At 68.2% G+C, this 26297-nt stretch carries 23 protein-coding genes; 12 read left to right on the top strand and 11 right to left on the bottom strand.

Annotated elements, in window-relative coordinates:
- Nucleotides 1-26: 26 nt before the first annotated feature.
- Nucleotides 27-968, bottom strand: a complete 942-nt coding sequence (locus tag BDK89_RS01560) for an alpha/beta fold hydrolase (protein WP_133867280.1) — start codon at nt 966-968, stop codon at nt 27-29.
- 278 nt (nt 969-1246) lie between these two features.
- Here BDK89_RS01560 and BDK89_RS01555 point away from each other — a divergent pair, with 278 nt between their 5' ends.
- Complete coding sequence (locus tag BDK89_RS01555; protein ID WP_133870933.1) at nt 1247-2203, top strand: NAD(P)-dependent oxidoreductase; 957 nt, start codon at nt 1247-1249, stop codon at nt 2201-2203.
- Nucleotides 2204-2256: 53 nt separating this feature from the next.
- On the opposite strand, the gene BDK89_RS01550 is transcribed toward BDK89_RS01555, so the two are convergent.
- Complete coding sequence (locus BDK89_RS01550) at nt 2257-2919, bottom strand: hypothetical protein (protein ID WP_133867279.1); 663 nt, start codon at nt 2917-2919, stop codon at nt 2257-2259.
- A 201-nt stretch (nt 2920-3120) separates the two neighbouring features.
- Between BDK89_RS01550 and BDK89_RS01545 the strand changes: the two genes are divergently transcribed.
- The 4 genes from BDK89_RS01545 to BDK89_RS01530 all read left to right on the top strand — a co-directional run bounded on the left by BDK89_RS01545 (nt 3121) and on the right by BDK89_RS01530 (nt 6783).
- Nucleotides 3121-4491 (top strand): mercuric reductase, encoded by a 1371-nt coding sequence (locus tag BDK89_RS01545; protein WP_133867278.1) that lies wholly within the window; start codon nt 3121-3123, stop codon nt 4489-4491.
- A gap of 30 nt (nt 4492-4521) precedes the next feature.
- Complete coding sequence (locus BDK89_RS01540) at nt 4522-5310, top strand: YbhB/YbcL family Raf kinase inhibitor-like protein (protein ID WP_133867277.1); 789 nt, start codon at nt 4522-4524, stop codon at nt 5308-5310.
- A gap of 266 nt (nt 5311-5576) precedes the next feature.
- The gene (locus BDK89_RS01535; RefSeq protein WP_133867276.1) at nt 5577-5978 is read left to right on the top strand and encodes a nuclear transport factor 2 family protein; all 402 of its coding nucleotides are present in this window, start codon (nt 5577-5579) and stop codon (nt 5976-5978) included.
- A gap of 25 nt (nt 5979-6003) precedes the next feature.
- A complete protein-coding gene (locus tag BDK89_RS01530) occupies nt 6004-6783 on the top strand; it encodes a class II aldolase/adducin family protein (RefSeq protein ID WP_243839068.1) in 780 nt (259 codons plus the stop codon).
- 2 nt (nt 6784-6785) lie between these two features.
- Here BDK89_RS01530 and BDK89_RS01525 read toward each other — a convergent pair whose 3' ends face one another.
- Entirely contained in the window at nt 6786-8510 is a 1725-nt protein-coding gene (locus tag BDK89_RS01525) for a TIGR00341 family protein (RefSeq protein WP_133867275.1), read from the bottom strand.
- Between the two features lie 42 nt (nt 8511-8552).
- On the opposite strand from BDK89_RS01525, the gene BDK89_RS01520 reads away from it, so the two are divergent.
- Complete coding sequence (locus BDK89_RS01520) at nt 8553-9050, top strand: DUF5655 domain-containing protein (RefSeq protein WP_133867274.1); 498 nt, start codon at nt 8553-8555, stop codon at nt 9048-9050.
- A 63-nt stretch (nt 9051-9113) separates the two neighbouring features.
- Here BDK89_RS01520 and glsA read toward each other — a convergent pair whose 3' ends face one another.
- The gene (gene glsA, locus BDK89_RS01515; RefSeq protein WP_133867273.1) at nt 9114-10094 is read right to left on the bottom strand and encodes a glutaminase A; all 981 of its coding nucleotides are present in this window, start codon (nt 10092-10094) and stop codon (nt 9114-9116) included.
- Nucleotides 10095-10176: 82 nt separating this feature from the next.
- On the opposite strand from glsA, the gene BDK89_RS01510 reads away from it, so the two are divergent.
- From BDK89_RS01510 to BDK89_RS01500, 3 genes are all read left to right on the top strand, one after another.
- The gene (locus BDK89_RS01510) at nt 10177-10926 is read left to right on the top strand and encodes a proteasome-type protease (RefSeq protein WP_133867272.1); all 750 of its coding nucleotides are present in this window, start codon (nt 10177-10179) and stop codon (nt 10924-10926) included.
- A 97-nt stretch (nt 10927-11023) separates the two neighbouring features.
- Nucleotides 11024-13345 (top strand): molybdopterin cofactor-binding domain-containing protein, encoded by a 2322-nt coding sequence (locus BDK89_RS01505; RefSeq protein ID WP_208293920.1) that lies wholly within the window; start codon nt 11024-11026, stop codon nt 13343-13345.
- A gap of 3 nt (nt 13346-13348) precedes the next feature.
- A complete protein-coding gene (locus BDK89_RS01500; RefSeq protein WP_133867270.1) occupies nt 13349-13810 on the top strand; it encodes a (2Fe-2S)-binding protein in 462 nt (153 codons plus the stop codon).
- Nucleotides 13811-13876: 66 nt separating this feature from the next.
- Here the strand turns inward: BDK89_RS01500 and BDK89_RS01495 are convergent, their stop codons facing one another.
- Both BDK89_RS01495 and BDK89_RS01490 read right to left on the bottom strand, forming a co-directional pair.
- Nucleotides 13877-15295 carry a hypothetical protein gene (locus BDK89_RS01495; protein WP_133867269.1) on the bottom strand — a complete coding sequence of 473 codons (1419 nt, stop codon included), beginning with the start codon at nt 15293-15295 and terminating at the stop codon, nt 13877-13879.
- A 169-nt stretch (nt 15296-15464) separates the two neighbouring features.
- Nucleotides 15465-16100, bottom strand: coding sequence for a hypothetical protein (locus BDK89_RS01490; protein WP_133867268.1), 636 nt, complete (start codon nt 16098-16100; stop codon nt 15465-15467).
- A 294-nt stretch (nt 16101-16394) separates the two neighbouring features.
- On the opposite strand from BDK89_RS01490, the gene BDK89_RS01485 reads away from it, so the two are divergent.
- Both BDK89_RS01485 and BDK89_RS01480 read left to right on the top strand, forming a co-directional pair.
- A complete protein-coding gene (locus BDK89_RS01485) occupies nt 16395-18053 on the top strand; it encodes an N-acyl-D-amino-acid deacylase family protein (protein WP_133867267.1) in 1659 nt (552 codons plus the stop codon).
- A 5-nt stretch (nt 18054-18058) separates the two neighbouring features.
- A complete protein-coding gene (locus BDK89_RS01480) occupies nt 18059-18751 on the top strand; it encodes an alpha/beta hydrolase (RefSeq protein ID WP_133867266.1) in 693 nt (230 codons plus the stop codon).
- A 4-nt stretch (nt 18752-18755) separates the two neighbouring features.
- On the opposite strand, the gene BDK89_RS01475 is transcribed toward BDK89_RS01480, so the two are convergent.
- Entirely contained in the window at nt 18756-20309 is a 1554-nt protein-coding gene (locus tag BDK89_RS01475) for a copper resistance CopC/CopD family protein (RefSeq protein WP_133867265.1), read from the bottom strand.
- Between the two features lie 104 nt (nt 20310-20413).
- On the opposite strand from BDK89_RS01475, the gene BDK89_RS01470 reads away from it, so the two are divergent.
- Nucleotides 20414-20986 carry a lysophospholipid acyltransferase family protein gene (locus BDK89_RS01470; RefSeq protein ID WP_133867264.1) on the top strand — a complete coding sequence of 191 codons (573 nt, stop codon included), beginning with the start codon at nt 20414-20416 and terminating at the stop codon, nt 20984-20986.
- Here BDK89_RS01470 and BDK89_RS01465 read toward each other — a convergent pair.
- The 4 genes from BDK89_RS01465 to BDK89_RS01450 all read right to left on the bottom strand — a co-directional run bounded on the left by BDK89_RS01465 (nt 20983) and on the right by BDK89_RS01450 (nt 26137).
- Entirely contained in the window at nt 20983-21663 is a 681-nt protein-coding gene (locus BDK89_RS01465) for a helical backbone metal receptor (protein WP_166657304.1), read from the bottom strand. The genes BDK89_RS01470 and BDK89_RS01465 overlap by 4 nt on opposite strands.
- A gap of 19 nt (nt 21664-21682) precedes the next feature.
- Entirely contained in the window at nt 21683-22459 is a 777-nt protein-coding gene (locus tag BDK89_RS01460) for an ABC transporter permease (protein ID WP_208293919.1), read from the bottom strand.
- Between the two features lie 115 nt (nt 22460-22574).
- On the bottom strand, nt 22575-23534 hold the full coding sequence (locus BDK89_RS01455; RefSeq protein ID WP_350167511.1) for a ribonucleotide-diphosphate reductase subunit beta: 960 nt from the start codon (nt 23532-23534) through the stop codon (nt 22575-22577).
- 149 nt (nt 23535-23683) lie between these two features.
- Complete coding sequence (locus BDK89_RS01450; RefSeq protein WP_133867261.1) at nt 23684-26137, bottom strand: ribonucleoside-diphosphate reductase subunit alpha; 2454 nt, start codon at nt 26135-26137, stop codon at nt 23684-23686.
- Nucleotides 26138-26297 lie beyond the last annotated feature (160 nt).

Genomic DNA, 26297 nt, shown 5'->3' with positions numbered 1-26297 from the left:
TCCGCAGTTTGTTCACGCATTGGCCTTCACGCATTGGTCGAGGTGAGCCAGGTGAGGATGAGGTGGTTGGTGGCGTCGGGCTGTTCGTCCATGATCCAGTGACCGCAGTCGAGCGCGGCCTCCGTCACGTGGGGGACGAACTCGGTGAGGCGGGGGTTGCCGGCCACCATGTCGCGGGTGCCGGTGATCATCAGTGCCGGCTGGCGGATGATCGGATCGGCGTCGGCGAGCAGGTGCCAGTTGCGATCGACGTTGCGATACCAGTTGATGCCACCGCCGAAGCCCGACGTCTCGAACGCCCGCACGAACACGTCGAGTTCGTCGTCACTCATGATCGGGTCACCCGGTGCCGTGTCGGAGGTGGCGAGGTTCACCATGGCGTTGCCCGGCTCGGGCGGAGCGAGCGGCACGTTCTGACGGAACAGGTTGCCGAGGAACCGACTCGGGTTGTCGTCGAGGACGGCGTCGGCGACACCCGGTCGGCGGTTGAAGTCGACGAAGTAGAAGTCGCTGCCGAGCATCTGTTCCATCGCCTCGACCCACGGCTGATCACCGCGGTCCATGTAGGCCATGCTGAGCGCGACGATCTGCTTCACCCGCTGCGGATGCAGCAGCGTCATCCACCACACGACCATCGCTCCCCAGTCGTGTCCGATGAACGTGGCGTCGTCGTAGCCGTAATGGTCGAGCAGACCGACGAGGTCACCGGCGAGGTGCTCGATGTCGTAGGCCCCGACATCGGCCGGCACCGACGAGTTGCCGTAGCCGCGCTGGTTCGGGACGATGACGTGGTAGCCGGCCTCCACGAGTGCCGGGATCTGGTGCCGCCACGAGAAGGCGTGTTCGGGCCAGCCGTGCAACAGCACGATCGGTCGGCCGGCGTGCTCGGCGCCGGCCTCGAACACCTCCAGTTCGATGCCGTTGACCGGCACCATCGTGGGCTCGGGGAAGTCGGAGGGGTGGAACATGAGGTGTCCTCTTTCTGCATGGGTTGGTTGGACGGCTGCCACCGTACGAACCCATGCGGACACATTCCGTCCGCAATCAGAACGAGCATGTTGTCGGTCCCGAGCGAAGGCGTGAACGGTTTGCGCACCGGGTGCGCACACTGTTCACGCCTTCATCGCGTTGGGCGAGTCGCGGTGCGCGATGATCTCGGCATGCCCCCGCTTCATCTCGGCGCGTGCTGCGTCGCGCCCGTGAACCCGTGCTCGCCCGACCGTCGACGAGGTGACTGGTGAGCGGGTTGCCGACGGTGGGGTTCATCGGTCTCGGCAACGTCGGCGGCAAGCTCGCCGGATCGCTGCTCCGCAACGGTGCTGCACTCACCGTCCGCGACCTCGACCGGAACGCCGCAACCGCATTCTTGACCGGCGGCGCCACCTGGGCCGACTCACCGGCCGAGTTGGCGGCGGCCGTCGACGTCATCGTCACGTGTCTCCCGTCGCCCGCCACCAGCGCCGCCGTGATGGAGGCTGACGACGGCGTCCTCGCCGGCATCCGGCCCGGCACCGTGTGGATGGAGATGTCGACCACCGACGAGGCCGAGATCCGGCGCCTCGGCGCCCTCGTGGAAGCAGCGGGAGCGCACCCCGTCGACTGCCCCGTGTCGGGTGGATGCCATCGTGCCGATACCGGCAACATCTCGATCTTCGCCGGGTGCGACCGCGACACGTTCGAGCGGATCCTGCCGCTGCTCACCGTGCTCGGACGACGGGTGCTCCACACCGGGCCGCTCGGCACGGCGTCGGTCCTCAAGGTCGTGACGAACTATCTCGCGACGGCGAACCTCGTCGCCATCACCGAGGCCCTCACGACGGCGGCCGCTGCCGGGATGGACCTCAACACGACGTACGAGGCGATCCGGATCTCGAGCGGCAACTCGTTCGTGCACGAAACCGAGAGCCAGGTGATCCTCAACGGATCGCGCGACATCAGCTTCACGATGGACCTCGTGCTGAAGGACATCGGACTGTTCCAGACCGTGGCCGACCGGCACGACGTGCCGCTCGATCTCAACCCGGAACTGATCCGGGTGTTCCAGGACGGCGCCGCCCGCTACGGCGACCGTGAATGGTCGCCGAACATCATCCGCCGTCTCGAGGACGCCACCGGCCTCGACGTCCTGGGCCAGGGCTTCCCCGCCGAGATGGTCGACGACGAGCCCGAGGAACCGGGCGCCGAAGTGGTGCCGCGCCGCTGACCAAGCGGCGGTCCGCACCGAGTGCGGGTTCGATCCGAGCGATTCGACCTGGGTCAGCGGCAACGAATGGCGAAGGTCGCCTCGACATCGTCGCCTGCGATGCCGTCGACCATGCGCGTGATCCCCGACGCCATACCGTCGCCGACCTCGATCGGATCCATCCTCGGCGGGACCACGCCGAACTGCTGGAAGTACGGATCGGTCTCTTCGCCCTTGCCGACGATGTACGCCGTGTCGGGTAGGAACGCCACGACCATGACCTGCTTGTCCGGGCCGTAGTGGAAGTCGAGGTGAGGCGAACCCTCCTCCGGGCCGCCGACGAGATCCATCTCGGCCTCGCCGAGCTCGAAATCCGGGTTGAGCTCACAGACGTCGAACGTGCCGTCACCTCGTTCGAAGCGGTACTCGTTGCCGTCGACCGACACAACGGCGGTACCGGGCTCGAGATCGACGGGGTCGTAGGACGATGCGGTGGAAGACCCACTCGATGTCTCATCCTGCACATCGGTTGCGGCCGTTGCGACGCCGTTCTCGGACGGTGCGACGTCAGCGACGCTGTCACTGTCGGCGTCGTTCGAGCCAGCGACAGATGCCGGAGCCGTCGCGGTGACGGGCGCTGTATCGGACGCTGCAGAGAGGCCGTCGCCGTCATCGCCCGAACCACACGCAGCGAGCACGAAACAGACGACGACGGCCGATCCACGATGCTTGTTCACGATGTCTGCTCCTGTGTGCGGGGCCCACCGCCGCCCGGCGAGCACGTTCGAGACATGTTCCGACAGCCCGCTCAACGATCGCTCAACGCAACCATCGTTCCTGGCAGTTCGATTGATCCGCCGCTCCACCGGGAATACCGCGCAGACGAACGGGCTTCCCGTGGTCGCACACACGACGAACGACGAGAGAAGACGAACCCCATGGCTGACTACGACGTGATCTGGATCGGGACCGGACAGGCGACCGGGACGGTGGTTCCCCGGCTGACGGGTGCCGGCAAGCGCGTCGCCCTGATCGAGGGCGGCGAGGTCGGCGGCTCGTGCGTGAACTTCGGCTGTACGCCGACCAAGACGATGGTCGCCAGCGCGCGGGCCGCACACATGGCGCAGCGCGGGCCCGACTTCGGTGTCGCGATCCCCGAGTACTCGATCGACATGGCGACGGTCATGAAGCGCATGAACGCGATGCGCGACAACTCCGGCATGACCGAGTGGCTCCGGACGATGGACGGCGTCGACTTCTTCGCCGAGTACGCCCACTTCGTCTCCGACCACGAGGTGCAGGTCGGCGACCGAGTCATCTCCGGCGACACGATCGTCGTCCACACCGGCACCAGCGCGCTGAAGGTGCCGATCGACGGCATCGATGACGTCGACTGGCTCGACAACGCCGGCCTGCTCGAACTCGACGCCGTGCCCGACCATTTGGTCATCGTCGGTGGCAGCTACATCGGCATGGAGTTCGGCCAGATCTTCCGCCGGCTCGGGAGCGCTGTCACCATCATCGAGGCGGCCTCACAGCTCATGCCGCGCGAAGACGGCGACATCGCCGCAGCCGCGGAAGAGATCCTGACGTCCGGTGGCATCGACGTGCGCACCGGGGCCGAGGTCCAGTCGGTCGCTCAACCGGAGCAGGGCCGGATCGAGGTCACCTTCGACGGCGGCGACGGCGCCGAGACGATCGTCGGCAGCCACCTCCTCCTCGCCGTCGGTCGGGTGCCGAACACTCGTGCTCTGAACCTCGACGCAGCCGGCGTCGAGACGAACGAGCGCGGCTACATCCAGGTCGACGACGTGCTGCGGACCAACGTCGACCACATCTACGCACTCGGCGACGTCAACGGCGAGGGGGCGTTCACCCACACGTCGGTCAACGACGGCGAGACGTTCTGGGACCACTACGCCGAGGCCGGCGACCGCCGACTCTCCGACCGCATCCCGATCTACGCGATGTACATCGACCCGCCGCTCGGGCGGATCGGCATGAGCGAGCGCGAGGCACGCGAGAGCGGGCGCAACGTGTTGATGGCGACGCGACCGATGTCGGAGATCGCACGGGCCAAGGAGAAGGACGAAACGGCCGGCCTCATCAAGATCCTGGTCGACGCCGACACCGAAGAGTTCCTGGGCGTCGCCGTCCTCGGCGTGGGCGGCGACGAGATCATCAACATGTTCGCCCCGTTCATGCTGGCGAAGCAGTCGTACCGCCTGTTCCGCAAGGCAGTGATGGTGCACCCGACCGTCGGCGAGCTCCTCCCCTGGATCCTCGACGACCTCCAGCCGCTCGACTGATCGGAGCGTGAGCCGACCTAAGGTCGTCGCATGACCGAGACGCCGAATCCGGAACCCGAATCGTCGAGCAGCACGGGCCGAACCGTGGCGATCGTCGCGGTGCTCGGGCTCGTCCTGGGCGTCGCCGTCGTCGTGTTCGCGCTGAACGGTGACGACGACGAGACGGCCGACACGACCGTGCCCGCCGAGACCACCGTCGCCCCGTCCACGACTGCGCCCGGCACCACGGTTCCGGGCACGACCGCACCACCCACCACGGGGCCGGCGACCACCGCCGCGCCGGCCACCACCGCACCGCCCGACACGACCGCACCGCCCACCACAGCACCGCCCACCACAGCACCGTCGACGACGGCGCCCCCGGCGAACGAACTCGAGTTCACGATCGCCGACATCGACGACGGCGGCACGATCCCGACCGAGTTCACGTTCGACGGCGACAACAACGCGCCGATCCTCACCGTCGAGTCGGTACCCGACGGCACGGTGCAACTCGCGCTGCTGGTCGACGACCCCGACGCTCCGACGCCCGAACCGTTCGTGCACTGGGTCGTCTACGGCATCCCGGGCGACGCCGGCGAGATCACCGACGGCAACGACGCCTTCACCTACGGCGCCAACGACATCCCGACCGAGGAATGGTTCGGCCCGTGCCCGCCGGAGGGTGACGGTCCGCACGGCTACGAGTTCACCCTGTTCGCGCTCGACAGCGACCTCGGTCTGGAGCCAGGCCTCGACGGCCGTGCGCTCGAGGAGGCAGTCGAGGGAGCGACGATCGCGGCGTTCACGGTTGCGGCCGACTACGAGCGAGCCGGCTGAGCCTCGACGACCGCCGGCTCGCTCGTCGCGGTGCCGGTACGCGACAGATCCACGAGGTGTGATCCGTACAACTCGGAATCGGTTTCGGGACCAGGAGCCAGGTCGTGCGATCGTGTCGCCGCTGGGTCTGTGTCCCCGATGGGCACCTCGTGGATCTGTGTTGTCGAGATCAGTGTGCCCGACCCCGAACATCGGGGCTAGGGACCAATGGCCCGTTCGCCGCTCCGGCTCTTGCCGGGGCGTGGACGTCGGCGTTCAATGGAGCCATGGGGGACGACACCACGACCATCGACGCCGCCGAACTCGACGCACGTTGTGCCCGGTTCTTCCAGTACTCGGCGGCTCACGCCTGGGACGCGCTGGCCAACCTGTGCTCGCCCGACACGGTGTTCGCACAGAACGGCCACGACACCGACCTCGCCGGCCTGCTCGCGATGGTCGACGGGTTGACCAGCTCGGGCATCGAGTACTCGTACTCGAACGTCCGTCGCGTCGTCGCTCCCGAGGCCCGGACCGTCGTCGAGCAGCACCACGTGATCCTGCGCCGCGGCGACGGCGTGGAGGCCACACCCGACGCCTGCATCGTGATGCAGTTCGACGAGGACGGCGCCATCACCCGGGTCGAGGAGTATCTCGACACCGCCGCGCTGGCGCCGCTGTTCGCATGACACGCTCGTTTGTCAGACTGTCGACGTGAGCGTCTACCCGCCCTTCCCCGACACCGACGACGGCGCGGACCGTTCGGTCCACGAGGAGCGCCTCCATCGCAAGCGCATGTGCGCGATCGGGTATCGCATCTTCGCGGCGATGCGGTGGGGGCAGCTCGGTGACGGCCATATCTCCGCCCGAGATCCGGAGCTGACCGATCACTTCTGGTTGCTCGACTGGGGCGTGCCGTTCAACGCAGCGACGGTCGAGTCGCTCGTACTCGTCGGCCCCGACGGTTCGGTGAAGAACCACGCCTTCGAACCGACGGGGGCGGTCAACACCGCCGGCTACAACATCCACAGTCCGATCCTCGCAGCGCGGCCCGACGCCGTGGCGGCGGCGCACACGCATACCCAGTTCGGCACACCGTGGGCCGCGAACGTCGAGCCCTTCCGGGCCATCAGTCAGGAGTCGTGCGCGTTCGTGTTCGACCAGGCGATGTTCGACGACGAGGAGGTCGAGGTGCTCTCGTACGACGGCGGTAAGCGCATCGCAGCCGCCCTCGGCGAGAACAAGCTTGCGATCCTGCGCAACCACGGCCTGCTCACCGTCGGCTCGTCGGTCGAGTCGGCAGTCGGCTGGTTCGTGATGGCCGAGCGGGTCGCCGAGGTGCACGTCAAGGCGCCCGACGGCAAGGCGATCAGCGACGAAGCCGCCCGCATCGCAGCGTCGACGCTCGCGACCGAGGACACCGGGTGGCGGATGTTCCAGTGGCTCCAGCGCACCCTGGTGCCGGACGCCGCCGTCGTCGACCGACCGGACTGAGTTCAGCCCGGGCCGGGCGACGTCGATGACGTCGTCGTGGTCGGCGGGACCGTCGTGGTGGTCGTCGTCGTGGTCGTGGTGGTCGTGGTGGTCGTCGTGGTCTCGGTGATGTCGAGTTGCTCGACGAAGAGGACCTGGATGGCGTCGTCGTTGCCGACGAGTTCGGTCAGGTCGTCGACCAGATCGGTCGCATCCGGGATCTCCGGACCGGCAACCTGGATGGTGGCGACCTCACCGTCCCAGTCGGTGGAGACGACGGTGACGTCGACGGTCGCTGCCCAGGCGGTGGCGACGCTGTTGATCTGACCGGCGATCACCTCGTCGGGAGCCGGCGGCTCGGCGTCGGCGACGTTCTGTCGTTCGAGCCAGGTCAGCTGCACCTCGAAGGTCTGATCGAGCTGTTCGTCGAGCGCTTCCGTGAGCGACGCGAGCTCCGGCGCTGCGATCGTGCCGCTCGCGTCGAGACGGATCACGTTGTCGGTGATGGTCAACACGTCGATCCGGCCGTTCGCTTCGGGCCCGAGATCGGTGAGCCACTGGCCGACGATCGCGGTGACCTGCGCCTCGAGGAGCTCCTCGTCGCTGACGACGACGGTGGTCTCGGGGGCGACGGTGGTCGTGGTCGCCTGATCGACCCGGTCCCATTCGATCGACACGACCCGGTCGGCACCGAACGACGCCTGCAGCGCTGTGATGAGCGGTTCCGGGTCGGGCGGGGAGTCGAAGCTGCGCACCGTCACGGTGATGCGTTCCTCGTCGAACGTGACCTGGGGGGCGGCCCGCCGGTCGGTCTGCCCGAGCCACACCGACACGATGTCGAGCGCCTCCACTTCGCGTTCCGATGCCTCGACGGCGGCGGTCGACGCCCCGTAGAGGGGTAGTGCCACGGCCACGACGACGACGGCGACCATCGCCGAGACGGCCGCGGAGTGCCGGAAGGTGTTCGCCAGGCGGCGGGGTGGCACGAACCCGGTTGCGACGAACACGAGCACGCCGGCGAGCACGATCGCACAGAGGTTGGTGACGTACAGCAGCAGCGCACCCCACGCGAAGGTGGCGTTGCCCGCCTGGAGGGTGATCCCGAGCACCCCGAGCGGCGGCACGAGGGCGACCGCGACCGCCACGCCGGGCAGTGACGACGAGACGTCCTTCCGCACCGTCGCGTACGCGCCGGCGGCGCCGGCGCCGAGCGCCACGACGAGGTCGCGGATGTCGGGCGCCGTTCGACTCTGCACCTCGTCGGGCAGTTCACCGTTCACGAAGATCGCTGCGAGGACATACGACAGTGCGACCGACCACGCCGTCGCGAGCACGACGGCCATCAGCGCCCGCATCGCGTTCTTGAACAGGGCCATCGAGATGCACGCCGCGATCCCGAGCACCGGCTGCATCAGCGGGGCGAGCAGCATGGCGCCGATGACGACCGCCGGCGAGTCGGCCGACAGTCCCATCACGGCGACGACGACCGACAGCGTGAGCATCACCGAGAAGCGATAGACCCAGTGATCTTCCCGACGGATCGCGAGTTCGGCCATGACCCGCTTGCGTTCCTCGCTGTCGAGGTGCCGGTGCCACCAGCGCCGGCGGCGTTTGCGGAGGATGCCGAGACTCGGGTCGGCGCTCGGCTCCGGTGCTGCGGGCGCGTCGACGGGGTCGTCGGTGAGTTCGGTCCAGACCGGGGCGTCGCCGGCGTGATCTGGCTCCCGCTGATCCGGCGGCGTCGGCACGCCCCGACTCTACCGATCACCCGGCGACGTATCGTGGCGGTCATGGCGACATGGGAGTGTCCCGACTGCGGCCGGACGTTCGGCACCGCCGGCCGCTCGCACATGTGCAACCCGGGCCTATCGGTCGAGGAGTATCTGGTCGACGCACACCCCGTCACGGCGCCGATCCACGAACGGGTCCTCGCCCACGTCTCGGCCCTCGACGGCGAACTGATCGTCGATCCCGTGCGAGCCGGGATCATGTACAAGCACGATTCGATGTTCGCCATGCTCACGTCGAAACGGAAGTGGGCGGCGTTGACGGTGCAGCTGCCCCGCCGTCTCACGTCCGACCGTGTGTCGCTCAAGATCAACGACTACGGCGGCGTGTTCAGCCACACGTTCAGCCTGCACGACCCCGACGAGATCGACGACGAGATGCGCGCCTGGCTGACCGAGGCGTTCTTCCGCAAGCACGGCGGACCACCCGGCGACACCGCAGCGAACGCCAGCTGGGATCCGATGGTCCCCGACGACATCGACCTCGGCCCGCTCGGTTGACGCCTCAGGCGGAGGAACGTTGCGACCAGATGACGACCGGTCGCCCATCTCGGGAGCGTGTCGTCAGCTGGTTCGGGTCCAGGGGCGGTCGGGGTCGAACAGGTGGAGCGCGAACCGGTCGGACAGTTCTTCGAATACGCGCACGCCGCGGATACTGTTGCCGTGGCTGTCGAGGCGCGGCGAGAAGGTGGCCATGCCGCCGACATCGGGGATGATGCCGAGGATGCCACCACCCACACCGCTCTTCGCGGGGATCCCGACGGTGAAGGCCCACTCGCCCGCGTAGTCGTACATACCGCACGTGAGCGCCACGGTGAGCATGTCGCGGGCCACGTCGGGCCGGACGACCTGTTCGCCGGTGCGCGGGTTGACGCCGTGGTTGGCGATCGTCGCCCCGATCGCCGCCAGGTCGTCGGTGGTCACGAGCACCGAGCACTGAGCGAAGTACAGGTCGAGCGTCTCCTCGACCCGGTCGGCGATGATGCCGCGGCTGAGCATCAGGTAGGCGATCGCCCGATTGCGATGGCCGGTCGCCTGCTCCGACTCCCAGACGGCACGGTCGGGCTCGGGCTGGTGACCGAGGTACTGCTCGTACATGCGGCGCACCGTCGCGACCCGTTCGTGCAAGCCGTCGCCTTCGACGAGGTCGGTGACGGCGATCGCGCCGGCGTTCACCATCGGGTTCGGCGCACGGTTCCCGTGCTCGTCGAGCGTGATGGCGTTGAAGCTGTCGCCGGTCGGGGCGACGCCGACCCGTTCTAGTACGTGGTCACGGCCGTGTGTCTCGAGCGCGAGTCCGTAGAGCAGCAGCTTCGAGATCGACTGGATCGTGAACCGGTGGCCGCAGTCGCCGACGCTGAAGTGATCGCCCTCGATCGTCTCGGCGGCGATCGCGAACCGGTCGGGCTCGACGTTCGCCAACTCGGGGATGTAGTCGGCCGGCGCACCCTCAGCGACGCCACGGATGTCGTCGTGCAGCCGCCGGACGGTCTCGCGGAACCACAGCCGACGGTCCTCGGCCACCTGATCGTCGGCATCACCCATCCCGGCATCGTAGAGCGGCCCGTCCCCGGCGCGACCGCCGAGGGATACGCTCACGCCACCTGCTCGAGATCGGATCGATTCGATGACCTACTGCCTCGCCATGCGGCTCGACGAGGGGCTCCTGTTCCTCTCCGACACCCGCACCAACGCCGGTGTCGACAACGTGAGCACGTACCGCAAGCTGCACGTCTTCCGCCCCGGTGACGACCGTCTGTTCGTCCTCCAGTCGGCCGGCAACCTGGCGACGACGCAGGAGGTGCTCGACCGGATCACCCGTGACCTCGCCGCCGGCGGCGAGTCGCTGAACACGGTGAATCACCTGTTCGAGGCAGCGCTGTATCTCGGCCGACTCAGCAGTGAGGTGGCACGCAACCACGCCGCCACACTCGGCGCCAATGCCAACGCCACGTTCATCCTCGGCGGGCAGGTGGGCGACGAGGCGCCCGACATCCTGCTCGTGTACCCCGAGGGCAACTACATCCGCTGCTCCGACGACCGGCCGTTCCTCCAGATCGGCGAGACGAAGTACGGCAAGGCGTGGCTCGATCTCGCCGTGCGGTCGCACGCCGACATGGCGACGGCCGGCAAGATCGCACTGTCGTCGATGGCGGCCACCGCGTTGGCGAACCTGTCGGTCGGGCCGCCGTACGACCTGGGCATCTACCGAACCGGGTCACACGAACTGCAGCACGCTCGCATCGCCGGCGACTCGCCGTTCCTGTCGCGCCTCGTCGATGTGTGGCGAGACCATCTGCTCGCCGCCATGCACGCGCTCCCCGAAATCGAGCCCGGCGACATCGCCCTCCTCGAACCCGAGTCGCGCCCCACCTGAAGCCGTTTCGCGAGTTCCCGAAATTTTTTCGAGATCGACCAATCCGGGCCGGCAACGGTTCCGAATGCTCCGGCAACTCGACGAGAGAGGGGAACTCATGAGTTCGCAATCACCTGTGGTGTCGTCTGCAGCGACACCACCCGGCCAGGACGACGCACCGGGCGTCGATCGACGGCGCTTCATCGGCTACGTCGTCAAGGGATCGACGCTCGCGGTGGCGCTGTCGTACGGTGCCGACACGTTGACGAGCGGTGACTCGGCGACTGGCGCCGCACCGTCGGGACGGGCCGCGCAGCTCCTCGGCATCCCGGAGCTCGCCGACGTCGTCGACCTGACCGACCTGCTCCTGCTCTCGGGCGATCCGTTCTACTACGACTTCCTGATCCGCATCACGCCCGAGAACCGGATCCGGTTCGAGTTGCCGCGCATGGAGGTCGGCCAGGGCATCGAGACGGCGTCCGTCATGATCGTCGCCGAGGAACTGGACGTGGCGATCGACCAGATCGACGTGTCGCTCTCCCCCGCCGAGATCCGACGGGCCACCGGCCAGATCACCGGCGGATCGCACTCGGTGTCGTCGCTCTGGGATCCGCTCCGCAAGGTCACCGCAGCCCTCCGCACGCTGATCGTGCACGGGGCCGCGGCCCAGCTCGGCGTCGCTCCGAACCAGATCACGACCGCGAACGGCATCGCGTCAGCTCCCGACGGTCGTTCGGTTCGCTACGCCGACGTGTCGGACGGTGTCGAAGGCCGCAACGACTTGGCACGCACCGCCGTCCCGAAGGACCCGTCGCACTATCGGGTCATCGGTTCGCCGACGAACCGGATCGATGCCCGCGACATCGTCACCGGTCGGGTTCAGTACGCCATGGATCTCGACGTCGTGCCCGACGCCCTGCCGACGGTGGTCGCCCGGCCCCCGACGCTCGGCGGCACGGTCCGCTCGTACGACGCCTCGGCCGCCTTGGCGATGCCCGGCGTCGTCGCCGCGTGCGAGGTGCCCACCGACGTCGAGGGAGCGTCGTCCGGCGTCGCCGTCGTGGCACGCTCGTTCGGCGAGGCATTCAAGGCCCGCGATGCGCTGCAGATCGAGTGGAACGGCGGCACCGCCGACCACCTCTCCGACGACGACATCATCGAACAACTGCGGGCGATCAACCTGCCGACGCTGCCGGCGATCCCGATCCTGACGAAGTCGGTGTCCGGCGAGTTCATCTTCCCGTACGTCGCACACGCCCCACTCGAGACGATGACGGCGATCGCCGACGTGTCGGGTGGCAGGGCGCGGGTGTGGACCGGCGCCAAGACGCCGATCGCCGCACAGGCCAAGATCGCCCGCGACCTCGGGCTCCTGCCGACGAACGTCGAGGTCAACGTCGTCAAGAGCGGCGGCTCGTTCGGCCGACGGCTCTTCTTCGACGCCGCCGTCGAATCGGCCCGCATCTCCAGCATCGTCGGCCGACCGATCAAGCTGATGTTCACCCGCCAGGAGGACACCAAGTTCGGACGGGCCCGCCCCCTCAGCATCCACAAGGTGCAGGCGACGTACCGGCGTGGCGGGCTGCTCGGCGGGCCGGGCAAGGTGCTCACGTTCGACCACCGAGCCGCCACCTCGGCGCTCGACGCACGCCACGGGTTCGGTGAGGGGATCACTGCGTTCGCCGGCGAGCTGGGAGCGTTCGGATTCAGCCAGACGCTGTGGCACACGACCCAGCTCGTCCAATACGACTTCGGTCTGACGTCGCTGCTCCTCAACGAAAAGGAGTTCCCAGTCGCCACCTCGTCGTGGCGCGGGATCTACTCCGGCACCGCCGTGGTCGCCAACGAGGTGATCGTCGACGAACTCGCCCGCGAACTCGGCGAGGACGAATACGCATTCCGGATGCGCACCCTCGACGACGACCGTTCGAAAGCCGTGCTGCAGGCCGTCGCCGAAGCGGGCGGATGGGGACGGTCGATGCCGCGTCGAACAGCGCAAGGTCTCGGGCTCCACAACGAGTACAAGTCGCGCGCCGCCGTCCTGGCCGAGATCAAGACGTCACCCAGCGCCCAGCAGGACGCTCGGGTCACGAAGATGGTGGTCGCCGTCGACGTGAACCGGGTCGTGAACCCGAAGGGACTCGAGGCGCAGGTGATCGGCGCCGCCACCGACGCGATCACCACCATCCTCCGAACAGGTCTGCACCTCGACAACGGCGCCATCCGCGAGAGCAGCTACGGCGACTTCGAGATCGCCCAGATGAAGCACACGCCACCCGAGATCGAGGTGATCTTCATGCCGACGAACGGCGACCGACCGGGCGGTGCCGGCGAACTCGTCGTCCCTGCGGCGGCCGCTGCGATCGCCAATGCGTTCGCCCGGGCCACGGGGATCAAACCCCGACGATTCCCGCTGCGCGACTTCTACGAGGAGGCCTGAGCCATGCCCGACATCACCTTCGACATCAACGGAACACCCGTCACGATCGACGCCGAGAACGACGACGCCCTCCTCTACCTGATCCGCGACCGCCTCGGCATCACCGGCCCGAAGTACGGATGCGGCGTCGGCGTGTGCGGTGCGTGCACGAGCTTCCAGGGCGGCGAACTCGTCCGCCCGTGCATCGTGCCGATGAGCGAGGCCGCCGGCCAGAGCTACACCACCATCGAGGCGTTGGCCGTCGACGACGTGCTGCACCCGGTGCAGCAGGCGTGGATCGACGAGGACGTCGCCCAGTGTGGCTATTGCCAGGCAGGCCAGATCATGACCGCCGTCAAGCTGCTCGAACGCAACCCGAACCCGAGCGACGACGACATCGACGAGGCGATGAGCGACAACTACTGCCGATGCGGCACGTACCACCGCATCCGCAAGGCGATCAAGCGCGCCGCCGGCAACGGCTGACGCTCGCGGCCCGGGCGGGCTCGGGGACGTCTCGCCTCCATCGGTGACCTTCCCCCGAGTCGAGATTCATGCGTCAGCAGCCGGGTCGCCGGCGAACCCGTCGGTCGGGTCGTCGAGTCCGTCCACCGAGTCGTCGATCAGGCCGTTCGCCAGGCCGAGGTCGGTGTCGGCCAACGGGTCGATCAACACCGGCTCCATCGGTTCCGCGATGGGGGTGAAGCCCGGGCGACCGGGCGGTGCGGTCGGCTCGTCGAGCCAACGCCCGACGACGACCTCGCCACCTGCGCCCTCGACCTCGTCCACCTCGTCGGTGTCGTCGGTGTCGTCGGTGACGTCACCGTCCGATCGCAAGAATGCGCCGCCGGTGATGTCGTCGAACAGCAGATCGGCGAGATCGCCGACCGGTTCGGGCTCGGCGACGTCGACCTCGCCGAAGCGCTCGACCAACTCCTCGTAGGGCGGCAGCTCGGGCAGGGTGCCGATCCCCCATGAGCCGTCGAGCGCACGAATGAGCTGGGTCCCGTCGGGGAACACGAACAGATCACCGCCGGGGAAACGGCCGCAGTCGACCGGGACGCCTGCGGGAACCTCGACCTCGACGGCCATGTCGACGAGGACGAGTTCGCCGTCGACCATCGTGGCCGTCTGTCCGTCGGCGTAGGCGTACACCTCGGCGAACCCCGACCCCGACCCGTCGATGCCGCGCACGTCGCCGGCGTAGAACCGTCCCTGGAAGACAGCGTGACCCTCGGGATACTCCGCGTCGGTCGGCACGATGACCCGCTCGTACTCGCCGGCATCGTTCAGAATCGCCTGCGAGCCGTCGCGGAACAGATACACCCGCTCCACGTCGCCCGACCTGGCGTCGAAGGCGTAGTCGCCGATCGAGACCGGCTCGCCGCGCAGCGGTCCGGGATCGATCGAACGGACCGCCGACCAATCGATCTCGACGTCGACGGGCATACCCGACGGCGTCAGCAGCATGGGCTCGCCGTCGGCATCTATTGCGACAACAGCTGGTTGCCCCTCGTACACGGCGAACGAACGGAACGAGACCTCGTACGCCCCGATGGCTCCGCTTGCGTTCACCGGGAGGCCGGCGTCATCCAGCGTCAGGTGACCGGCCTCGCCGTAGCGGTGTTCGAGGGTCCCGTCGTCCGTGACCACGGTGTAGGCGTAGGTCGGCACCTCGGCCGGTTCGTCGAGACGGTCGACCGGCACACCGTCGTCGGTGCGGTAGGCGATCGTGTCGCGCTGGTTCGCGCCACTGAGCGCCGTCGACTCGTACGCGTGAACACGCTCGCCGTCGACGATCGCCGTGAACTCGTACCGACCGAAGTCGGTGAGGGTCTCCGGATCGATCGCGTCGCCGTCGGGCGTGACGAGGTCGAGGCGTTCATCGAGGGTGACCTCCACCCAAACGCCATCGACCAGCTGATGGCCGTACGACGTCCCGGGCTCCGGCTGGCTCGCTCGTTGTGACATGACGGAGAACCTAGATGCCACCGAAGGCCACTCGAATCGGGAGGATTCCCGATTCGAGACCCGCACGTCGCGATCAGCCGGAGCCGCGGCCGACCACTCAACGGCACCGTCTGGCGCTCGCGGACAGCGCGGGCTCGGTCTCCGCCGGCCGAGCCCGCCCCGCCATGACTCAGGCGATCCGAGTCGTCATCCTCCGATGTGCCGTGCCGGGGACGAAGAGGTCGCCTGCGTCGTTGATCATCTTCAGGTAGCCCTCGTCGGCGTTCACGGCGTCGGTCGCCGCTTGTGCCGTCGCCGCGTCGGGTGTGACGCTCAGCCAACCGAGCTGGCCGAACTCGCCGAACGCCGACGCCAGCACCATGATCGGGACGCCACCGACGTTGCCGGCGTGCGCGGCGATCTCGAGGCCCCACTCGACGGCGTCGGTCATGTGGCCGTTCGCCGCCGTCGCCATCGTCACGATCGCCACCGCGCCGACGGGCGGCGTGGTGCCCGCGGCCAGGTCGGCGTTGAGCGGCCTCGCCAAGGCGTCGGTGCCCGGGATGCCACGGAACTCGGCACCGGCCTCGAGCTTGTCGAGGTAGGTCTCGTCGGACATCAACGTCGTGTTCATCTCCGCCAGGTGGGCAAGGCCCTCGACACGTGCGCTGAACACCATCGTGCCGTGCGGCGCACCGAAGTTCGCCGACCAGAGCCCGATGTCCTGTCCGAGTTTCTCGCTCACGTAGCCACGGATGTCGGCGCAATACGCCATCGCTCTCGGCAACGAACCGGTCATCGTGACGGTGCGTGTGAACAGATGCATTGGGAACCCCCATTCCCTCTGCGGACCCGACCGTTTCGGATCCGTCGCGGCCCGAACCTCGCCACACGGACGCTTCCACATGCGCGCTTTTCGCGCCTCTCGTAAAGTCAAGATTTCGACGCTGCGTGCACGACGGAACCGTTCACGCGCAACCCGCGCGAAACCGATCGGATAGCAGCGCGATCGCACCGAGCCGCCGCCTCGAGTCTCGTTCCGCATCGTCGCCGACTCGTGGCGCTCACTACGTTCGGACCACCGGGCGTCCGGGGCGCCCGACCACCTGAAGGAGTAGTCATGGCCCACGATCTCGTCATCCGCAACGGGACCGTCTACGACGGTACGGGCGCCGCGCCCGTCGTCGCCGACGTCGGCATCACCGGCGACACGATCACCGCGGTCGGCCACATCGCCGAGCAGGGTGCTCGCGAGATCGACGCCGCCGGAAAGGCGGTCACGCCGGGCTTCGTCGACATCCACAGCCACCTCGACGCCCAGATCGGTTGGGACCCGCTCCTCACACCGTCGAGCAACCACGGTGTCACGACGGCCCTGCTCGGCAACTGCGGCGTCACGTTCGCGCCGTGCGAACCGAACGGCCGCGAGATGCTCGCCCACATGATGGAGAGCGTCGAGGACATTCCGGCCAAGGCAATCCTCGACGGCCTGCCGTGGACGTGGGAGAGCTACGGCGAGTACCTCGACGCGATCGACGAACTCGACCCCGCGATCAACGTGATGGGGCTCGTCGGTCACTGCGCGGTGCGCCCGTACGTGATGGGCGAGCGGGGCATCGACGGTGATCCGAGCGAGGCAGACATCGCCGGGATCGCGGAGGCAGCGGCGAAGGCGGTCAGCGAGGGTGCCGTCGGGTTCTCGACCTCGCGCATCCTCCTCCACTTCATGCCCGACGGGCGCTACGTGCCGGGAACGACCGCACCGCACGACGAGATGGTCGCCGTCGCGAAGGCGCTCGGCGAGAACGGCCTGACCCAGAACGTCCCGAACTTCACCGGCGACTTCGCGGGTGAGATCGACCTGATCCGCAAGCAGGCCGACGCAGCCGGTGGGCGTGTGCTGTTCAGCACCGGCGTGAGCGAGAACCCCGAGTCGGGGAAGATGATGGCCGACATCGTCTCGACGCTGAACGACGAGGGCTACGACGTCACGGGCCTGTGCATCCCCCGCCCCTCCGGTCTCATCATGGGCCTGCAGAACGACATGTACTTCCGCGGCGGGCCCTGGAAACAACTGAACGCGATGAGCTTCGAGGACCGCTTGGCGGCCATCCACGACGACGCGTTCGTCGCCGAGTTGGTCGAGCAGGCGAAACAGCGCCCGCCGAAGACGCCGGCGTCGCTGATCTTCCCGCTCGGCGAGGGTGTGCCGCGCTACGTCGACGGGCCCGAGCACAGCCTGGGCGCGATGGCCGAGGCGGCGGGCGAGCACCCGGCCGAGACGTTCCTGCGCATCGAGCGAGAGACCGACGGCCAGGCCCTGTTCACCGTGCGCCTGTTCAACCGCAGCGTCGACGCCGTCGAGTCGCTGATCACCTCCGAGCACGTGCTGCCCGGACTCGGCGACGCCGGTGCCCACGTCGGCCAGGTGATGGACGCCGGCTGGACCACGTTCGTGCTGCGGTACTGGGTCGGCGAACGCAAGGCCATGAGCTTCGCCGAGGCGGTCCGCCGCATGAGTTCGGCACCGGCGCGGGTGGTCGGGCTCACCGACCGCGGCACGATCGCCGAAGGCATGCGTGCCGACGTCAACGTGATCGACGTCGACCGACTCGTCGAGTCGGTGCCCGAGTTCGTGCGCGACTTCCCCGACGGTGGCGGCCGCCTGTTCCAGGGCGCGACCGGCTACGACGCGGTCATTTGCAACGGCATCCAGATCGTCGACAACGACACCCACACCGGTCAGCGACCGGGGTCGGTGCTGCGTTCGGCCGCCTGAGCACCGTGTCCGACCGACCCCACAGCGACGGACCGAGCGCGCTCGACTCGCTCCAGGTGTTCGCTCGCGGCTCGGTCGACATCGCGCCGGGGCTGACCCACACCGAGATCTACACGGGCCACGGCCTGTTGTCGGTCTTCCGGACGATGCCGCCGGACAACGCACCACAGGCGGCGATCGTGGGGTGCGGTGGGGCGATGGGTGGCGTCCTCGGCCCGGGTCACGGGCTCTACACGACACTCGCCGACCGGTGGGCCGACCGTGGTGTCGCTACCTACCGCGTCGGCTACCGCATTCCGAACGACCTCGACCGGTGCGCGCACGACGTCGCCTGCGCGGTCGAGATGGCCGTGGCCGACGGCGCCGAACACGTCGTGGTGATGGGGCACAGCTTCGGTGGCGCCGTCGTGATCCGCACGGCGGTCGTCATGATGGCGGAGGTCGACGGCGTGGTCACGTTCGCGACGCAATCGGCCGGCTGCGAGGTGGCCGGCGCGCTCGCCGGGCGGCCACTCCTGCTGTTCCACGGCGAACACGACGACATCCTGCCGCCGCAGTCGAGCGAGATGGTTCGCATGATCGCCGGATACGGCGACCTCGAGATCCTGCCGAACGACGGCCACCTGCTCGGCCGGAGCGACGACGCCATCGTCGAACGACTCGACGAGTGGCTGCCGGGAGTGCTCGGGTTTCGCTGACCGGTCAGATCGCGGCGGCGACCAGCCAGCTCGTCAGGAGCACGATCAGCACGAACAACCCCGACTCGATCGCCAGCGTGCGACGCAGGTCGGCGAGTAGTGCGGGGTCGTCGGGACGTTGCTCGAGCGACGGGCGGATCCGGAAGTGGTTGTACGCACCGAGCAGCGCCGCCAAGGCGACGCCGACGATCTTGGCGACCATGACCCGGCCCCACTGGGTCGAGAACAGATCACCGGGCTCGTCGATGATCGAGAACGTCATGACGGCCCCGGCGACCGCGACTGCTGCCAAGGCGAACCCGGCGATCGACGAGAAACGCACGACCATCGACGCGGTGTCGGTCGGGTCGTCCGAACGCCGCCGCATGAACACGATCGTCGTCATGGCGAACACCCCTCCCGCCCAGACGGCCGCCGCGAGGACGTGGACGAGGTTGACGGCGGCGTGGAGTGGCCACCAGCCCCGACTGACGGTGTGGCCGTCGAACCAGAACGAAGCCAGCACGAGTGCGAAGCCGATCAGGCCGATCGCCGCCGAGGTGGTCGGGACCCACCTCGCCCCTGCGGCTCGAGTGTCGGGCGACGCGTCGTCGGTCAACGTCGCCGCCGAGAGCGACCGGGCGGGTGCGACGACCCGCCCGACACCGGGGTGGAATCCGATCAGCACGACCAACCCGCCGACGATCTTGAGCGCGACGGCGACGCCTGCCTTGGTCTGGAGGAGCTCGGTGGCGACGGCGTCGTGCGTCATGTGCAGGCCGGCCCACTCGATGAAGCCCCCCAGTGCGATCGCGAGACCGGCGATGCGGACCCAGTTCAGCTCGGCCGCGATCTCATCGCGGCGTCCGCGGATGACCCAGACGAGCGCAGCGACGGTGCCGAGGCCGAAGATCAGCCCGAGGAAGGTGAAGGTCCGACCGACCCGACCGACCCACGCGGCGTCGTCGGCGGTGTCGTCGCCGGCCAGGAACTCGTCGAGCGCAGCAGGCGGCACCGTCGTCGTCGGTGACGCGGCCGGCGTCGCAGCGGCGGTCGTCGGCGGGACGTCGAGCTGCGTGAGCGTCGTCGCCGGCACCGTGGTCGCGCCTGACGACTCCGTCGTCACCGGCGTCGTCGTCGGCAACGTCGTCGCAGGCGGCGTCGTCGTCGCCGGTGCCGTCGTGGCCGGGACGGGCGCATCGACCGTGAAGCTGAACGAGCCGTCGATCGGGTGGGCGTCACCCGCACGCACGTTCCACCGGAGTCCGTAGGTGCCGGCCTCGAGCGGTGGGTCATAGGTGAGGACGAAGGTCGTGCCGTCGGTCGGGTCGATCGAGGTCGGCTGACGGATCTCACCGGACGGTTCGAGCAGCTCGAAGCCCTCGCCCGCCGGCTCGGCCGACGACGTGAAGTTCAGCGTGATCTCGCCCAACGGCCCCTCGACCGTCGCGCCGTCGGTCGGCGTCGACGACTCGAAGTCGGTGTGGGCCGATGCGACGGACGGCCACAGCACCGTGAGGCAGGCGGCGATCACCGCGAGGAGCAGGACGCGCGTTCTCGGCACGACGTGCACGGACATACTGATGGACGGTATCGGTCGTCCGGTGCGCAAGCCACTCACCGGCCACCGGCGGGCGTTGCCCGATCCCCGGCTAGCGTCGACCGACCCGACCCGAGGACCGCATGACCCTTCGCCAACGACTCGCCCGCCGCCTCCTCCGCCTCGTGGGCTGGCGCACCGACGGTGAACCACCGACGCCGCACCGATTCGTGCTGATCGCGGCGCCGCACACCTCGAACTGGGACTTCCCGCTCATGATGCTGATGGCGTTCGAGACCGGGTTGTCGATCCACTGGCTCGGCAAGGAGAGCCTGTTCCGGGGCCCGATGGGGTGGTTCCTGAAACGGCTCGGTGGCGTCCCGGTCGAGCGGACCGAGCCGAACCGGTTGGTCGCCCAGATGGCCGACGTGTTCGCCGAGCAAGACGACTTCGCGCTCGTCGTCCCGCCCGAAGGCACGCGCAGCCGGTCCGACCACTGGAAGTCGGGCTTCTACCGGATCGCTCATGGCGCCGACGTGCCGATCCTGTGCAGCTACCTCGACTATTCGACGAAGGTCGGCGGTTTCGGCCCGCTGATCACGCCGACCGGTGACGTGCGCGCCGACATGGAACCGATCCGGGCGTTCTACGCCGACAAGCACGGCCGCTACCCGGATCAGAAGAGCGACATCCGGCTGCGCGACGAAGCGAGCTAGCCAGCGGCGTCGCGCAGGCTGCGATGCAGACGGTCGAGCGCGTCGGCGGTGCGCGCTCCCCACCAGAACAGGTCCTGCCCGTCGACGCGAACCGGACGGGCGATCGAGGCCAACTCGTCGAGGTGTTCGTCGGTGAACACGTACGGTTCCGACGGCACCAGCACCACGTCGGGCGCCAGCGCCGCTGCTGCGTCGAGTTCGAGTGTCGGGTAGTCGTCGGTCGCGTCGGCGAAGACGTTCTCGACGCCGAGGCGACGCAGCATCGACGAACCGAACGTGTCGCCACCGATCGTCATCCACGGCCGCCGCCAGATCGGGACGAACGCTCGCAGTCCGAGTGACGGGTACGAGTCGGCGACAGGATCGGGGGCCGACACCCCGACGGCCTCGGCCAGCACCGACAACTCGTCGTGGAGCCGGTCGAGCGACCGGACGTCGAGCACGACGAGTTCGAGGCCGACGGCCGTGAGCGCCTCGGCGTCCTCGCGTCGGTTCTCTTCCCGATCGACGACGACGAGATCCGGCGCCAGCCCGGCGATGGCGTCGATGTCGGGGTTCTTCGTCCCGCCGACGTGGAGCAGGTCGGGCCGTTCACAGAACCGGGTGCATGCGACCGGTTCGACGCCCCACGCCGTCAGCGTTTCCGTGGCGGACGGCACCAGGCTCACGACCCTCACGGCGCCGAGGGTGGACCGCTCATGCGGTCGGGAGCCGATCGCGCAGCTCGTGATCGAGGACCCGACCGGCAGCAATCAGTCGGGCACCGACGACGACCGTGATCGTCTGGGCGGCAACCAGGCCGACGAGCACGATCAGCTGTGCGGCCGCCGCGTCCGCTGCACTGCCACCACCGAGCAGCACGCCGATGAACGCTCCGGGCAACGAGACGAGGCCGACCGTGCGGGTCTGGTCGAGCACGGGGACCAACGCCTCGGGACGGTCGTGGTCGACCACGAGCGCCATCGCCCGCCGCCGCACGAACCCCAGCGACAGCGCCGCCTCGACCTCGCCGAACCGTTCCCGCAACGCCGCCAACGACCGACGACCCATCAGCGTGAACCCGGTCATGGCGTTCCCGATGACGATGCCGCAGATCGCGACGATGGTCGGCGGTTCGAACGGTGCCGCGCCGAGTCCGAACACGATCAGCAGCACCGGGACGGCACCCGCGCCGATCGACGCTGCGATCCAATGGATCGACGAGCGAGCGTCGACGCGGCCCGACGCCGTGACCGTCGCGACGCCGAACATGAACCCGACGAAGAGCAACGACGACCAGACGTGTTCGAGCGCCGCGGTGACCACCAACGCCACGACCAGCAGTTGCACGATGGCTCGGGCGACGGCGCGAGCGCTCGGCAACGCCGTGCCGAGTCGGCCGACCCACGACGCCGCGACGGCGAGCGCGGTGAGCGCACCGACCGCGACGGCCAACCGCCATTCGAGTTCGGGTCCGATGGTCGTCGACGCCACCACGCCCCGCATCATGCCCCGCCCGACGAAGGCGTGAACAAACTGCGGAATAGTTCCGCAGTTTGTTCACGCCTTCGACGGGTTGGGTCGGGGTTGGGGTTGGTGGGTGGTGCGGTCAGAAGTCTTCGTCGAAGGCGACGTCGCCGGAGACGCCGACCTGGTACGACGACACGGTGCGCTCGAAGAAGTTCGAGAGCCCTTGCACGTCCTGCAGCTCCATGAACGGGAACGGGTTCTTCGATCCGAACTCGGGCTGGTAGCCGAGCTGTGCGAGACGCAGGTCGGCAATGTACTGCAGGTACTCACGGGTGTCGTTGAGCGACATCCCCGGCACGCCCTCGGCGAGCACGTCCTGCGCGAACTGCAGTTCACAGTCGACCGCGTCGCGCAGCATCGCCCGGACGTCGGCTTCCATCTGTTCGTCGAACAGGTCCGGCTCCTCCTTCCGCACGGTCTCGACGACCTCGAACGCGAAGTTCATGTGGCACGACTCGTCGCGGAACACCCAGTTGGTGCCGTCGGCGAGACCGTTCAACAGTCCCTTCGAACGGAGGAAGTAGACGTACGCGAACGCGGCGAAGAAGAAGAGGCCCTCGATGCTCGCTGCGAACGTGATCAGGTTGAGCACGAACTGGCGACGATCGTCGCGGGTCTCGAGCCGGTCGAGGTCGCCGATCGAGTCGATCCAGCGATAGCAGAACTCGGCCTTCTTGCGGATCGACGGGATGTTCTCCACCGCGGCGAACGCCGCCTCGCGTTCGGCCATGTCGGGGATGTAGTTGTCGAGCAGGGTGAGGTAGAACTGCACGTGCAGCGCCTCTTCGTACAGCTGCCGCGACAGATACATCCGGGCTTCGGGTGCATTGATGTGCTGGTACAGGTTGAGCACCAGGTTGTTCGCCACGATCGAGTCACCGGTCGCGAAGAAGGCGACGAGCCGAGACACCAGGTGCCGCTCGGCCGGCAGCAGCTTGCGGTCGAGATCGACGAGATCGTCGGAGAAGTCGATCTCGTCGACGGTCCACGTGTTCTTGATGGCATCTCGGTACATGTCGTAGAAGGCCGGATAGCGCATCGGCCGCAACGTCAGATCGAAGCCGGGGTCGAGGATGTTGTTCGGTCGAGCGGACGAGATCGAGCTCGGCCGGGCAGCCGGTGTCCCTGCCGACGGGGCCGACGCCGTCGCCGGGGTCGACACGTCGAGGAGTCGTTCGGTGGCACTCATCAGTCGCACGCCTCGCAGGCTTCGGGGTTCTCGAGCGAGCAGGCGATCGCCTCCTCGTCGGTGAACGTCGCGGCAGGCTCTCCACCGCCGGGGCCGGGTGACGCCGGACCGCTGGAGGTGACCTGGTTGATGCGGGTCGCCGGACGGCTCCGCAGGTAGTACGTCGTCTTGAGACCCTGCTTCCACGCGTGCAGGTACATCGACGAGAGCTTGCCGATCGTCGGTGTCTCCATGAACAGGTTCAGCGACTGGCTCTGGTCGATGAAGGCGCCGCGGGCGGCGGCCATGTCGATCAGGCGGCGCTGCGGGATCTCCCACGCCGTGCGGAAGCGAGTCCGCAGCGCTTCGGGGATCCGTTCGATGTGCTGGATCGACCCCTCCGACCGCTTGACCTCCGCGATCATCTGCTCGTCCCACAGACCGAGCGCCTGGAGTTCGGCGACGAGGTAGCGGTTGACCTGCATGAACTCGCCCGACAGCGTCTCGCGTTTGAACAGGTTCGACACCTGCGGCTCGATGCACTCGTAGCAGCCGGCGATCGATGCGATCGTCGCCGTCGGCGCGATCGCGACCAGGAGGCTGTTGCGCAGACCGTGTTCGTCGATGCGGCCCCGCAACGTGTCCCAGTCGAGTTCGGCGGGCGGCGCGACGTCCCAGAGGTCGAACTGCAGGTCGCCTCGTGCGGCACGCGTTCCGGAGAACGCCTCGTGCGGCCCGAACTCGGCGGCGAGATCGGTCGAGGCCCACAGCGCGTGGAAGTAGATGTGGGCGCTGATCCGGGTCGACAGCGCCTCGGCTTCGGGGGCGTCGAACGGGAACCCGAGTCGGAAGAAGACGTCTTGGAGACCCATCAGGCCCAGGCCGACCGGACGCCACACGCTGTTCGAGTGGGCGGCTTCGGGCGTCGGGTAGAAGTTGATGTCGATCACCCGGTCGAGCAGCGGCACGACCTGGCGGACCGCCTGCCCCAACCGATCGAAGTCGAAGCCGGGCGCGTCGCCGCTCGTCACGTAGGCGCCCAGGTTGAGCGAGCCGAGGTTGCAGACCGCCGTGTTCTCCTGGTCGGTCACCTCGAGGATCTCGGTGCACAGGTTCGACAGGTGCACGACCCGGGGCGACCCGTCGGCGTTCGTGGAGCCGGTCTGGTTGCACGTGCGGTTGGACGCGTCCTTGAACGTCATCCAGCCGTTGCCGGTCTGGGCGAGGGTGCGCATCATGCGCGAGTAGAGCTGGCGGGCCGGCACCTGCTTCTCGAAGCGACCGGCCTCCTCGGCGGCCTGGTAGGCGGTCGTGAACTCGTCGCCGTAGAGGTCGACGAGCTCGGGCACCTTCTTCGGGTCGAACAACGACCACATCCAGTCCTTCTCGACCCGCTCCATGAACAGGTCGGGGACCCAGTTCGCGATATTCAGGTGGTGAGTGCGGCGGGCGTGGTCGCCGGTGTTGTCGCGCAGTTCGAGGAAGTCCTCGATGTCGGCGTGCCACGACTCGAGGTAGACGCACGCGGCGCCCTTGCGGCGACCACCCTGGTTGACGGCCGCGACCGACGAGTCGAGGGTTCGGAGCCACGGCACGATGCCGTTCGAGAGGCCGTTCGTGCCCTCGATCAGGCTGCCCTTCGACCGGACCCGGCTCCAGGCGACGCCGATGCCGCCGGCGAACTTCGACAGCTTGGCGATGTCGGCGTAGCGGTCGTAGATGCCCTCGAGGCTGTCCTCGGGCGAGTCGAGCAGGTAGCAGCTCGACATCTGTGAGTGTCGGGTTCCCGAGTTGAACAGGGTCGGGCTCGACGGCAGGTACGCCAGCGACGACATCAGCTCGTAGAAGGCGACGACCTCGTCGACGTCGGTCGACAGGCCACAGGCGACGCGCATGAAGAAGTACTGCGGCGCCTCGAACACCTGGCGGGTCTCGGGGTGACGGAGCAGGTACCGGTCGTACACGGTGCGGAGACCGAAGAACTCGAACCGGCGATCGCGGTCGGTGTCGATCGCTGCGTTCAGCTCGGGGGCGTTGGCGTCGACGAAGGCGTACACCTCGTCGGAGATGACGCCCGCGGCGTGGCCGACCGCGATCGACTCCGAGAACCACGGCACGTTCTGGGTGCGCACCTCCTTGTCGATCACGGTGGCGAGCAGCCGTGCTGCCAGACGCGAGTAGGCCGGCTCTTCGACGATCAGGCCGGCGGCGGTGCGGATCGACAGCTCGTCGAGCTCCCGAGTGGTCGCACCGTCGGACAGCGCAGAGATCGTCCGGGTCGCCACGCGCATCGGGTCGACGCCGCGAAGGCCCTGCGCAGCCTTGGCGATCGAGATGACGATCTTGTTGACATCGACCGGCTCCAGCGATCCGTTGCGCTTTCGAACCCGCATCCCCTCGGTGTCGACGGCCACGCCGCCGGCGCCGCTGATGGCCGTGAGGGTGGGCGGTCGGTTCTCGTCGATCACGGTCATGGGTGGTGCTCCTCGGGTGCGGTGCGGTGCTGTGCGGTCGATCCGCCACCACAACATCTGGTGCGTACGCCGCAAGGTGAGCCAGGACGACCACCAGATGTTGGGTGGGGGGTTGTGCATTACACCGGTGTAACTCGCCCACCGTCAAGGGGCTCGGCGT

The sequence above is a fragment of the Ilumatobacter fluminis genome, assembly GCF_004364865.1.
Classification (GTDB): Bacteria; Actinomycetota; Acidimicrobiia; order Acidimicrobiales; family Ilumatobacteraceae; genus Ilumatobacter; species Ilumatobacter fluminis.
Note: the sequence above shows the minus strand (reverse complement) of the source record. Positions and strands in the feature narration are given on the sequence as shown.